Origin of the sequence: Burkholderia sp. Bp9140, assembly GCF_003853425.1 — a bacterium.
Classification (GTDB): domain Bacteria; phylum Pseudomonadota; class Gammaproteobacteria; order Burkholderiales; family Burkholderiaceae; genus Burkholderia.
This window is the reverse complement of record NZ_QTPQ01000012.1, coordinates 1-12,574: the sequence shown is the minus strand read 5'-3', so window position 1 is coordinate 12,574 and position 12,574 is coordinate 1. Positions and strand designations below refer to the sequence as shown.

The 12,574-nt window shown below is 70.4% G+C and carries 9 protein-coding genes; 5 read left to right on the top strand and 4 right to left on the bottom strand.

From position 1 onward, the window contains the following. Positions 1-103 precede the first annotated feature (103 nt). Together DIE21_RS12085 and DIE21_RS12080 are read right to left on the bottom strand one after the other, a co-directional pair. Positions 104-1,231, bottom strand: coding sequence for an FAD-binding oxidoreductase (locus tag DIE21_RS12085; RefSeq protein ID WP_124497929.1), 1,128 nt, complete (start codon positions 1,229-1,231; stop codon positions 104-106). Continuing rightward, positions 1,228-2,160, bottom strand: a complete 933-nt coding sequence (locus DIE21_RS12080; RefSeq protein ID WP_124498050.1) for a 4-hydroxyproline epimerase — start codon at positions 2,158-2,160, stop codon at positions 1,228-1,230. The genes DIE21_RS12085 and DIE21_RS12080 overlap by 4 nt, the downstream gene beginning before the upstream one ends. Positions 2,161-2,764: 604 nt before the next feature. Between DIE21_RS12080 and DIE21_RS12075 the strand changes: the two genes are divergently transcribed. The 4 genes from DIE21_RS12075 to ilvD all read left to right on the top strand — a co-directional run bounded on the left by DIE21_RS12075 (position 2,765) and on the right by ilvD (position 9,209). Next, the gene (locus DIE21_RS12075) at positions 2,765-4,390 is read left to right on the top strand and encodes an APC family permease (protein WP_124497928.1); all 1,626 of its coding nucleotides are present in this window, start codon (positions 2,765-2,767) and stop codon (positions 4,388-4,390) included. A gap of 70 nt (positions 4,391-4,460) precedes the next feature. Continuing rightward, on the top strand, positions 4,461-6,053 hold the full coding sequence (locus DIE21_RS12070) for an aldehyde dehydrogenase (NADP(+)) (protein ID WP_124497927.1): 1,593 nt from the start codon (positions 4,461-4,463) through the stop codon (positions 6,051-6,053). Next, positions 6,046-7,068 (top strand): Ldh family oxidoreductase, encoded by a 1,023-nt coding sequence (locus DIE21_RS12065; protein WP_124497926.1) that lies wholly within the window; start codon positions 6,046-6,048, stop codon positions 7,066-7,068. The genes DIE21_RS12070 and DIE21_RS12065 overlap by 8 nt, the downstream gene beginning before the upstream one ends. Positions 7,069-7,349: 281 nt before the next feature. Further along, positions 7,350-9,209 carry a dihydroxy-acid dehydratase gene (ilvD, locus tag DIE21_RS12060; RefSeq protein WP_124497925.1) on the top strand — a complete coding sequence of 620 codons (1,860 nt, stop codon included), beginning with the start codon at positions 7,350-7,352 and terminating at the stop codon, positions 9,207-9,209. A gap of 98 nt (positions 9,210-9,307) precedes the next feature. On the opposite strand, the gene DIE21_RS12055 is transcribed toward ilvD, so the two are convergent. Further along, positions 9,308-10,126, bottom strand: a complete 819-nt coding sequence (locus DIE21_RS12055) for an SH3 domain-containing protein (RefSeq protein ID WP_124497924.1) — start codon at positions 10,124-10,126, stop codon at positions 9,308-9,310. A gap of 33 nt (positions 10,127-10,159) precedes the next feature. Then, a complete protein-coding gene (locus tag DIE21_RS12050; RefSeq protein WP_124497923.1) occupies positions 10,160-10,579 on the bottom strand; it encodes a hypothetical protein in 420 nt (139 codons plus the stop codon). Positions 10,580-10,887: 308 nt separating this feature from the next. On the opposite strand from DIE21_RS12050, the gene DIE21_RS12045 reads away from it, so the two are divergent. Then, on the top strand, positions 10,888-12,459 hold the full coding sequence (locus DIE21_RS12045) for a sigma-70 family RNA polymerase sigma factor (RefSeq protein ID WP_124497922.1): 1,572 nt from the start codon (positions 10,888-10,890) through the stop codon (positions 12,457-12,459). Positions 12,460-12,574 lie beyond the last annotated feature (115 nt).

Sequence of the window (12,574 nt, the reverse complement as noted above, 5' to 3'; positions counted from 1 at the left end):
GGGGGCTGACAGCCCCCCGCGGGGGGAGCCTTGCATGGGACCGGAGTAAGTGCTGAAGCACCGACTCCGGTCGACAGCGAACGAAGTGAGCGTGGGGGTCGTTTCATGTCAGCGCTCCGGCTACGGGGGACGTCGTCAGGAAACGTCCCGGCAAATACGGTTCGATGTCGATGGGCGGCCGCTCGCCGGTCATCAGCGCGGCGAGGAGCCGCGCACTGCCCGGCGCGGTCGTCACGCCGAGCCCTTCGTGCCCGACCGCGAGCCACACGCCCGGCCGCGCCGGATGCTCGCCGAGCAGCGGCAGGCCGTCCGGGCTCGCGGACCGGAAGCCCGTCCAGGCGCGAATCCCGTTCAGCTCCGCCAGCTCCGGCAGGTAGCCGGCCGCGCGGCGCAGCATGCGCGCGAGCACCGGCGGCTCGATGCGCGCGTCCTCGGTGTCGAACTGGCGCGACGAGCCGATCAGCAGCTGGCCGGTCGGCCGCGGCTGCACGTTGAATGCGACCGACGTGCCGTCGCTCGCATGCGCGCTCGCCGCATAACCGAGCTCGACGAGCTGGTGCGACACCTGGCCCGGGTAGCGGTCGGTGATCAGCAGGTGGCCCTTCTTCGGGCGCAGCGGCAATTCGGGCAACAGCGTGCGCGCGGCGACGCCGTTCGCGACGACGACGCGTTCCGCGCGCAGCGTGTCGCCGCTCGCGAGCGTCACGCTCGGGCCGTCGACCGCCACCGCGCGGTCGCGGCGCAACGTGATGCCCGGCGCGCGCTGCAACAGCCAGCTCGCGGCGACGGGCGCATAGAGAATCGCGTCGCCGGGGATCTTCAGCGCGCCGCCAAGGCCCGCGCGCAGCATCGGCTCCAGCCGCGCGAGCGTTGCCGCGTCGATCAGCTCGCCCGCCACGCCGTGCGCGGCGAGCGTCGCCTGCTTGGCGCGCGCGAGATCCATCTCGTGGGCATCGGCGGCGAGCCACAGCGTGCCGCAGTTGCGGTACGCGCAGCCTTCCGGCATCTCGCCGGCGAGCGCACGCCACAGTTCGATCGAGTAATGGCTCAGCGCGAGCTCGGCCGCGTTGTCGTCCATCGCGACGAGGTGCCCCATGCCGGCGCCGGTCGCGCCACCGCTCGCGTCGTCGACGACGAGCACGCGCAGCCCGCGCCGCGCGAGTTCATGCGCGCATGCCGCGCCGACGATGCCGGCGCCGATCACGACGACGTCGGTGCTGGTCTCGCTCACGACACGATGCCCCAGCCGAACGGATCGTCTTCCTCGATCAGCAAGGTCGCTTCCGCGCTCAGGTGCGCGCTGCCGCGGATCGTCGGCACGACGCCGCCGTCGGCCTGCGCATAGCTCGCCTGGAACACGCTGCCGATCACGCTCGCCTGCCGCCACACGACGCCCGGTTCGAGCTTGCCGTCGGCCGCTAGGCACGCGAGCTTCGCGCTGGTGCCGGTGCCGCACGGCGAACGGTCGTACGCATGGCCCGGGCACAGCACGAAGCTGCGGCTGTCGTGCTCGGGATCGTCCGCGAACAGTTCGATATGGTCGATCTCGCCGCCGTTCGCGCCCGTGATGCCGGCGCGCTCGAGCCCCGCGCGCACCGCGGACGAATAGGCGGTCAGTGCCGCGACGTTGTCGCCGGCCACGCGCTGGCCGTGATCGCTGACCAGGAAGAACCAGTTGCCGCCCCACGCGATGTCGCCCTTCACGGGGCCGTAACCCGGCACGTCGACGGCGACGCCCTTCGCATGGCGGTACGCGAGCACATTGCGCACGCTGACCGACAGGTCGTCGTGCAGCGTCGCCTCGACGGTGCCGACCGGCGTTTCGATCCGGTGCACGCCCGGCGCGATGCGGCCCATGTGATGCAGCGTGCGCACGACGCCGATCGTGCCGTGCCCGCACATCCCGAGGTAACCGCTGTTGTTGAAGAAGATCACGCCGGCCGCGGCCTCCGGCGACACCGGTTCGCACAGCAGCGCGCCGACCAGCACATCGCTGCCGCGCGGCTCGAGAATGCACGCGGTGCGGTAGCGATCGTGCTCGCGCGCGAGCACGTCGCGGCGCTCGGCCATCGTGCCGTTGCCGAGCGAGGGGAAGCCGGACACGACGAGCCGCGTGGGTTCGCCGCCCGTGTGCGAATCGATGATCTGGATGCGCTTCATCATGAGCCGTCCGAAGTGGGGAAAGGAGCATAGCTTCCTCCGTCGCGCGTCCGTCCGCTTGTGGCTTTTCGATGAGGACGGCGACGAAATCGGCATAGTGCGGAACCCCTCGCGCGGCCCTTCCGGCCACTGTGCCGATTTCGTCATTCTGCTCCGCGATACGACTCAAGCGTGATGGGTGTTTGCACGGCGATACTGGTTGCACGTCGATGCCCCTGTCGTCGGCCGATACGAAGCAGGAGATTGCAGTGAGCCGAAACGCCATCCAGCGGACCGGAGTTTTCCCCGCCCTCAGCAACCGGTTCGTACCGGGCGCTTCCATCGCTTTCGACGCCGCGCGCCGCGCCGCACGGAACCGGGCGAACCGCTGACCGATTTTCCCCCGGCGGTGCAACGGCTCCCCCCGTCGCATCGCCAGTTCCGGTCCGGCATGGCCCGCACGGGCCCGTTCGCTGCAACGTCAGCCCGCGCTGCGCATGAACGGCCCTCGGCCCGCCCCGGTCGTTCGAACCGGTCGCACGCCGGCCCGCAGGTGCTGCGCCGCTGCTCCGTCGGAGCGCGGCGCAAGCCGCCCCTGCCCCGATATTTCCCAGGAGACAAACCCATGCCAGGCCAAGGCAACACACACCCGTCCGTCCCGCTTTCCCGTTCCGTGCCCGCCGACGGCGGTCACGGCAAGTTCAAGAAACAGCTGTCGCTGACCGACCTGACATTCATCGGCCTCGGTGCGATCTTCGGTTCGGGGTGGCTGTTCGCCGCGAGTCACGTGTCGACGATCGCCGGCCCGGCCGGCATCTTCTCGTGGCTGCTCGGCGGCTTCGCGGTGCTGCTGCTCGGCATCGTCTACTGCGAGCTCGGCGCCGCGCTGCCGCGCGCGGGCGGCGTGGTCCGCTACCCGGTGTTCTCGCACGGCCCGCTGCTCGGCTACCTGATGGGCTTCATCACGCTGATCGCGTTCTCGAGCCTGATCGCGATCGAGGTGGTCGCCGCGCGCCAGTACGCGGCCGCGTGGTTCCCCGGCCTCACCAAGGCCGGCTCGAGCGACCCGACGACGCTCGGCTGGCTCGTGCAGGCCGCGCTGCTGTGCTTCTTTTTTTGCCTGAACTACTCGAGCGTGAAGACGTTCGCGAAGGCGAACAACGTCATCAGCATCTTCAAGTTCATCGTGCCGCTGTCGGTGATCGCGGTGCTGTTCACGTTCTTCAAGCCGGCCAACCTGACCGTGCACGGCTTCGCGCCGTTCGGCATGCCGGGCATCGAGATGGCCGTGTCGGCCGGCGGCATCATCTTCGCGTACCTCGGCCTCACGCCGATCGTGTCGGTCGCGAGCGAGGTGCGCAATCCGCAGCGCACGATCCCGATCGCACTGATCCTGTCGATCCTGCTGTCGACGCTGATCTACGTGCTGCTGCAGCTCGCGTTCATCGGCAGCATCCCGACCGACATGCTCGCCGCCGGCTGGCATGACGTCAGCAAGGCGTTCTCGCTGCCGTACCGCGACATCGCGCTCGCGCTCGGCGTGGGCTGGCTCGCGGTGATGGTCGTCGCCGACGCGATGATCTCGCCGAGCGGCTGCGGCAACATCTACATGAACGCGACGCCGCGCGTCGTCTACGGCTGGGCGAAGACGGGCACGTTCTTCAAGGTGTTCACGCGCGTCGACGAAGCGTCGGGCATCCCGCGCGCGGGCCTGTGGCTCACGTTCGGCCTCGCGATCTTCTGGACGATGCCGTTTCCGTCGTGGGAAGCGCTGATCAACATCGTGTCGGCCGCGCTCGTGCTGAGCTATGCGGTCGCGCCCGTGTCGGTCGCCGCGCTGCGCCGCACCGCCCCCGACCTGCCGCGGCCGTTCCGCGCGGTGGCGTTCGGCATCACCGGCCCCGCGTCGTTCGTGATCGCCGCGCTGATCGTCTACTGGTCGGGCTGGGACACGGTGTCCTGGCTGCTCGGCCTGCAGATCGTGATGTTCGTGATCTATCTCGCCTGCCGCCGCTGGGTGCCGACCGCGCATCTGAGCATCGCCGAGCAGGTGCGTTCGTCCGCGTGGCTGATCGCGTTCTACGCGGCCATGATCGTGCTGTCGTACTTCGGCGGCTTCGGCGGCACGGGCCAGCTCGCGCATCCGTACGACACGGTCGTCGTCGCGGCCGTCGCGCTCGTCATCTACTACTGGGGCGCCCACACCGGCATCCGTTCCGACAAGCTGCAGCTCGAGGACGACGAAGGCTGACGCGCCCGCTTTCCCCTTCCCACTCCGGCCGGGCGCACCCCGCCCGGCCCCGCATTTTCCGAGGAAAACCATGCAACTCACAGGTCAGCTCCTGATCGGCCAGTCGGCCGTCGCCGGACAGAACGGCACCCTCCACGCGATCGCCGCCGCGACCGGCGAACCGCTCGAACCCGCGTTCGGCGGCGCGAGCCTGCGCGACCTGGAAACGGCCTGCGCGCTCGCCGACGAAGCATTCGATACGTACCGCGAAACGCGTCCCGAGCAACGCGCCGCGTTTCTCGACGCGATCGGCCGCCACATCATGGCGCTCGGCGACGACCTCATCGAGCGCTGCGTCACCGAAACGGGCCTGCCGCGCGCACGCATCGAAGGCGAACGCGGCCGCACGGTCGGCCAGCTCGCGCTGTTCGCGTCGCTCGTGCGCGACGGTGGTTACGTCGATGCGCGCATCGATCCGGCCCGCCCGGAGCGCAAGCCGGTGCCGCGCGTCGACCTGCGCCTGCGCAACGTCGCGATCGGGCCGGTCGCCGTGTTCGGCGCATCCAACTTCCCGCTCGCGTTCTCGGTCGCGGGCGGCGATACCGCATCGGCACTCGCGGCCGGCTGCCCGGTGATCGTCAAGGCGCACTCCGCGCACCCGGGCACGTCCGAGCTCGTCGGCCGCGCGATCCAGCAGGCCGTGCGCGAATGCGGGCTGCCGGCCGGCGTGTTCTCGCTGCTGTTCGACGCGTCGCGCGACATCGGCCAGGCGCTCGTCGCCGATCCGCGCATCAAGGCCGTCGGCTTCACCGGCTCGCGCCGCGGCGGCGTCGCGCTGATGCACATCGCGGCCGCGCGCCACGAGCCGATTCCGGTCTATGCGGAAATGAGCTCGATCAACCCGGTGCTGCTGTTCCCCGCCGCGCTCGACGCGCGCCGCGACACGATCGCGCCGCAGTTCGTCGCCTCGCTCGCGCTCGGCGCCGGCCAGTTCTGCACGAACCCGGGCCTCGTGCTCGCGGTAGACGGCCCCGCGCTGCGCGCGTTCGAAGCCGCGGCGGCCACCGTCGTGCAAGCGACTCCCGCGCAGACGATGCTCACGCCGCACATCCACGCGAGCTATGCGCAAGGCGTGGCCACCCTGCGCGCACACGACGCGGTCGAGCTGCTGGCGCAAGGCGTGGAAGGCAGCCGCTACCAGGCGCGCGCGGCGCTGTTCGCGACGTCGGCGGACGCGTTCATCGCGCACGCCGAACTGCGTGACGAAGTGTTCGGCCCCGCGTCGCTGATCGTGCGCTGCCCGGACGCCGACACGCTGCATCGCGTGCTGAAGTCCCTCGAAGGCCAGCTGACGATCGCCGCGCATCTCGCCGACGGTGACGCCGCGCTGTTCGCCGCGCTGCGCCCGACACTGGAGCGCAAGGCCGGCCGCATTCTCGTCAACGGCTTCGGCACCGGCGTCGAGGTCGGTCATGCGATGGTGCACGGCGGCCCGTTCCCGGCCACGTCCGACACGCGCACGACGTCGGTCGGCGCACGCGCGATCGAGCGCTTCCTGCGCCCCGTGTCGTACCAGGACGTGCCGGACGCGCTGCTGCCCGACGCCATCCGCGACGGCAACCCGCTGAACGTGCCGCAACGCATCGACGGCGTGCCCGCGCCGCGGGAAGCGCGCGATGACTGAGCCGCTTGCCGAAGTCGTCCTGTCGCTCGATGAGGTGCACGCGCTCGCGTTGCGCGTGCTGACGCACCACGGGATGTCCGCTGCGCACGCGCAGGCGATCGCCCGCGTGATCACGCAGGGCCAGCGCGACGAGTGCCACTCGCACGGCGTGTACCGGCTGCTCGTGTGCGTGCGCTCGCTGAAGAAGGGCAAGGTCGATCCGCAGGCCGTGCCGACGCTGCGCCGGCTGTCGTCGTCGATCGTCGCGGTCGACGCGCATCGCGGCTTCTCGCTGCTGAGCTTCGAGACCGGCCTGCCGGTGCTCGTCGAGATGGCGAAGCAGCACGGGATCGCCGCGATGGCGATCAACCACTGCTATCACTTCTCGGCGCTGTGGCCCGAGGTCGAGGCGATCGCCGCCGCGGGGCTGGCCGGCATCGCGATGAACCCGAGCCACAGCTGGGTCGCGCCGGAAGGCGGCCGCGAACCGGTGTTCGGCACCAACCCGATCGCGTTCGCGTGGCCGCGCCCGGACGGCGTGCCGTTCGTGTTCGACTTCGCGACCAGCGCGATCGCGCGCGGCGACATCGAGCTGCACGCGAAACAGGGCAAGGCGATCCCGCCGCACTGGGCGATCGATGCCGACGGCCGGCCGACCACCGATCCGAAGGCCGCGCTGCAGGGGGCGATGCGCACCTTCGGCGGCCACAAGGGCTCGGCGCTCGCGGCGATGGTCGAGCTGCTCGGCGGCGCGCTGATCGGCGACATGACGAGCCAGGAGTCGATGGACTTCGACGAAGGCGTCGGCGCGACGCCGTGCCATGGCGAGCTCGTGATCGCGTTCGACCCGAAGGTGTTCCTCGGCGACGCACTCGACGCGGGCCTCGCGCGCGGCGAGCGGATGTTCGCGTCGATCACCGGGCAAGGCGCGCGGCTGCCGTCGCAGCGGCGCTTCGACGCCCGCGCGCGCAGCCTCGCGCACGGCGTGCGGATTCCGAAGGCGCTGTACGACGAAATCCTGACGCTGCTCGACTGACGTGCCATTGCGGAACGGGCGCGGCGTCATCGCCGGCAGGTCGGGCGATGCACCGCCGCCCGGTTCGCCCGGCGAGGTCCTGCGCCCGCCTTCCACGTGCGCTGCCCGGCGCACCGCCCGCCCCCCCTCGCCCGCTCCCGCGGGCGCCGCGGGCCCGACGGCTGTGGGATAATCGCCCAGTTTGCCCAGGGCGCAGCTCAAGAGGTTGTTCGCACGGGCGCGCGAGAGGCCTTTATTCCCGTGCCTCCACCCTTTTCCGCGATATTTCTTCAGCCATCACAATGCCCACATACCGTTCCAAAACCTCCACCGCCGGCCGCAACATGGCAGGTGCGCGCTCGCTGTGGCGCGCCACCGGCATGAAAGACGACGATTTCTCGAAGCCGATCATCGCGGTCGTCAACTCGTTCACGCAATTCGTGCCCGGGCACGTGCACCTGAAGGATCTCGGCCAGCTCGTCGCGCGCGAGATCGAGGCCGCCGGCGGCGTCGCGAAGGAATTCAACACGATCGCAGTCGACGACGGCATCGCGATGGGCCATGACGGCATGCTGTATTCACTGCCGAGCCGCGACATCATCGCCGACTCGGTCGAATACATGGTGAACGCGCATTGCGCGGACGCGATGGTGTGCATCTCGAACTGCGACAAGATCACGCCGGGGATGCTGATGGCCGCGATGCGCCTCAACATTCCGGTGATCTTCGTGTCGGGCGGCCCGATGGAAGCCGGCAAGACGCGTCTCGCGAACCCGGTCACCAAGACCGTCGAACTGAAGAAGCTCGACCTCGTCGACGCGATGGTGATCGCGGCCGACCAGTCGTATTCGGATGCCGACGTCGCCGAAGTCGAACGCTCGGCCTGCCCGACCTGCGGTTCGTGCTCGGGCATGTTCACCGCGAACTCGATGAACTGCCTGACCGAAGCGCTCGGCCTGTCGCTGCCCGGCAACGGCACGGTCGTCGCGACGCACGCCGATCGCGAGCAGTTGTTCAAGCGCGCCGGCCGCCGCATCGTCGAGCTGACCCGCGAGCACTACGAGCAGGACGACATGCGCGCGCTGCCGCGCTCGGTGGGCTTCAAGGCGTTCGAGAACGCCATGACGCTCGACATCGCGATGGGCGGTTCGACCAACACGATCCTGCACCTGCTGGCGATCGCGCAGGAAGCCGGCATCGACTTCACGATGAAGGACATCGATCGCCTGTCGCGCATCGTGCCGCAGCTGTGCAAGGTCGCGCCGAACACGAACAAGTACCACATCGAGGACGTGCACCGCGCGGGCGGCATCATGGCGATCCTCGGCGAGCTCGACCGCGCCGGCAAGCTGCACACCGACGTGCCGACCGTGCACGCGCCGACGCTGAAGGATGCGCTCGACCAGTGGGACATCGTCCGCACCGAGGACGCGGCAGTCCGCACGTTCTACCTGGCCGGCCCGGCCGGAATCCCGACACAGGTCGCGTTCAGTCAGGACACACGCTGGCCGAGCCTCGACCTCGATCGCGCCGAAGGCTGCATCCGCTCGTACGAACATGCGTTCTCGAAGGAAGGCGGCCTCGCCGTGCTGACCGGCAACATCGCGCTCGACGGCTGCGTGGTGAAGACGGCCGGCGTCGATGAAAGCATCCTCGTGTTCGAGGGCTCGGCCCACGTGACCGAGTCGCAGGACGAAGCGGTCGAGAACATCCTGAACGACAAGGTCAAGGCCGGCGACGTGGTGATCGTGCGCTACGAAGGCCCGAAGGGCGGCCCGGGCATGCAGGAAATGCTGTACCCGACGAGCTACATCAAGTCGAAGGGCCTCGGCAAGGCATGCGCGCTGCTGACCGACGGCCGCTTCTCGGGCGGCACGTCGGGCCTGTCGATCGGTCACTGCTCGCCGGAAGCGGCAGCGGGCGGCGCGATCGGCCTCGTGCGCGACGGCGACAGGATCCGCATCGACATCCCGAACCGCACGATCGACGTGCTGGTGTCGGACGAGGAACTCGCGCGTCGCCGCGAAGAGCAGAACGCGAAGGGCTGGAAGCCGGCGCAACCGCGTCCGCGCAAGGTGTCCGCGGCGCTGAAGGCCTATGCGAAGCTGGTGATGTCGGCCGACAAGGGCGCCGTGCGCGACCTGTCGCTGCTCGACGACTGACGCCGGGCGGCGGGCCGCGCGAACGGCCCGCCCGCCTGATCCGGAAGCCGCTCTTCGGAGCGGCTTTTTTGTCGATGGCAGGCCGGACCGTCGCGCGCTCAGCGACGAAACTCGTCGTGCCGACGATCGTCACCGCCACCGCCGCCGCCACCGCCGCCGTGGCCTCCCCCGTTATTTCCGCCGCCTTGCGGACGGCTCCCGTAACCGCCGCCGCCCGGATTCGCCTGCGGCGGCATCATTCGGGTCACCGCGCCGCCCTGCGCGGGCGCCGGACGCTCCACGGCAGCCGGCGGCCGGACATTGCCGCCCGCGCCAGGCATCGGCGCGGGTGCCGGTGCGGCCTGCGGCGCCGGCATGCGGTTCGGGCCGTTCCAGCCGCCGCGCGTGGCCGACGGCCGCGCGTCATGTTGCGCGGGCGGCGGCGCCCCGCCCGGTGCGCGCTGGATCGGGCCGCCCGGCTGCGGGCGCCCGTAGGCGGGCGGCATCCCGCCGGGGCCGACGCGCGGCTCCACTCGACGCTCCCAGCGATCGCGATCGTGATACCACGGCCGGTGGCGGTAATAGCGATCCCAGTACGCGCCAATCGCGAAGCCGGTGATCGGCACGCCGATGATCGCGCCGTATTCGAGCAACGGCACGTAACTGCCCTGGTACGGATAGTCGAGCTGCTCCGCGTCGATCCAGCCGCGCACGCCCGGCAGCGCGACGTCGCACCACGCGTAGTCGCTCAGGCAGCCGAACACATCGACCGCGGTGCCGGGCGGGAGCTGCGCGACGACCGGATAGTCGGGCGCCGGCCCCGCGTAGAGTTCGGCCGCCGAGTTCGTGTAAGCGCTGCTTTGCGCGCCGGCGAGGCCCGGCACCGCGGCGATGCCGAACAGGACGACGCACAGACTTCGGATGATCGTGTTGCTCATGTTGCTCTCCCGCGCGGTGCCGCCGCGCGTCGGTCAGTGTCGATGGCCGCCGCCCCAATGTCCGCCGCCCCATGGACGGTGCCAGTACCCGCCCCGATATCCGCCGCCCCAATACCCCCGGAAGCCGAGGCCGATCGTGACGGGCGGCCCGTACCAGCCCGGGTAGTACGCGGGATAGTAGGCCGGATAAGGGACGTAGGCCGGCGCGACATACACCGGGGCCGATGCGTCGGCGTAATCGTCCGCCGGCGGCGGCACGGCCGGCGCCGCGGGTGTCGACGGGACGACCGGTCCGGCGTTTGCCGGCGCCACCGGGATCTCGCGCTGCGACACCATGGCGGGCACGGGTGCGTAATATGGCGCATAGCCGTAGGGGCCCGTGTAATAGCAGCCGCTCAGCGCGAGCATGGCCAGCGCCATGACGGCAGGCCTCGCGGCGGGAATCGGGTTCATTTCATGCTCCGCGGGAATCCGCGCGTCGCCGCGTGGCGCGCGCCTGACTCTAGCTTACGTCCCCTGCATATTTCTGCGGGTTTGATCGGTTACTTTTTGTTTCCGGGCATCGAATGCGGGGCAGCACTGCGCGGGCATGCCGCATGCGCGTGCATCAGCCGCGCCGGCGTTGAAGTTGACGCAAATGCCCTCAACTTGAATATCGAGTCAGGCTGGCCGGCGCGGACGGGTGTTCGCGGCCCCCGGCGGCCTGAAACCCGCGGGCCTCGGCCCGCCCAGACAGGAACGCGGCTCACGCCGCCATCGACATGACTACGCCACGCCCCACGCTTCGGGCGGACACGCCCCTCGATCCGATCATCCAGTTGCTGGCGCTTGCCGGCGAACAGGGTTATCTGACGCACGCCGACCTCGTCGACGCGCTGCCGCCGGAAAGCGACAGCCCCGACGCGCTGGACGTCGTGCGCGCCGCACTCGCGGACATCGGCATCGCCGTGCTCGACGAGCCGGCCGCCCCGGCGCCGTTCGCGGGTGCCGCACCGGTCGACGTCGATCGCGACGCGCTCGACGAAGGCCGCGCGCTGCTCGGCGATCTCGCTCGCGGCACCAGCGCATCGACGGATCCGCTCGCGCTCTACATGCGCCGCATCCATGCGGTGCCGCTGCTCAAGCGCGAGGACGAAATCGTGCTCGCCCGCGAAATCGAAACGGGCCGCCATCAGATCCTGCACGCGCTCGCCGGCTGTCCGGCGGCCGTCGATGCCCTGCTCGCGCGGCATGGCGCAATCGGTGCAACCGGCGAGGCCGACGAGGCCGACCACAAAGGCGACGACATCGGCGGCGGCGAAGGCGACACGCCGCCACCCGCGCGCTACGACACGCTGCAGGACGCGGTTGCGGCCGTGCGCGACGCATTGCACGCGCACGGCTGCCGCTCGGCCGAATACCGCGACGCGCGCAACCGCCTGGCCGCGCTGCTGGGCTCGCTCGCCTGGGTTGCACCGGCCGTCGACGACGCGAGCCGCGTCGTGCGCACGCTCGCCGCCGCGACGGTCGACGCCGCGACGGACGTCACCACCTGCACCGATGCCGCTTGCTTCGACACGGTCGCGCGGCGAGCGCTCGGCGCCGCGCTGAGCGACGGCCAGCAGAAGGTGCGCGACGGTACGCGCGCGATGCTGGAGGCGAACCTGCGGCTCGTACTGTCGATCGCGCGCAAGTACATGAACCGCGGCGTCGACCTGCCCGACCTCGTACAGGATGGCTGCCTCGGCCTGATGCGCGCGATCGAGAAGTTCGAATACCGGCGCGGCTTCAAGTTCTCGACTTACGCGACCTGGTGGATCCGGCAGGCGGTCGCGCGCGCGGTGGCTGACCGCTCGCGCACGATCCGCGTGCCCGTGCACGTCGGCGACCAGCACCAGCGCGTGCAGCGGCATGCGCTGCGCTTCCGCCAGCGCACGGGCCGCCGCGCGACGCCAGCCGAACTCGCGGCCGAGACCGGGCTCGCCGAGGACAAGCTGCGCGCGGTGCGCGCGCTGCCGGCCGAGCCGCTGTCGCTCGACACGCCGCTGCCCGACGCGGACACCAGCCTCGTCGACCTGATCGAGGACCAGGCATCCGCGAGCCCGTTCGAGCAACTGGCGGACACGCGCATGCGCGAATGCGTGACATCGCTGCTGCAGTCGGTCACGCCGGCCGAGGCCGACGTGCTGCGCCGGCGGTTCGGCCTCGGCGGCGCCGAGCCCGATACCTATGACGCGATCGCGCAGGACGCCGGCATGTCGCGCGAACGCGTGCGGCAGATCGAGAAGCGCGCGCTCGCCACGCTGCGCACGGCCGCGGAGGCCGAGGGCGCGCAATCATTCCTCGACGCGTAACCGGTCGCGCGTTCGTGCTGCAGCCCCGCACGAACGCGCGCGGCCCGGGTCCGCCAGTGGAAAGATTTGTAATTAAGACAATAAAATTTTTTTAGTGGCTATGCGTGTAAATTTT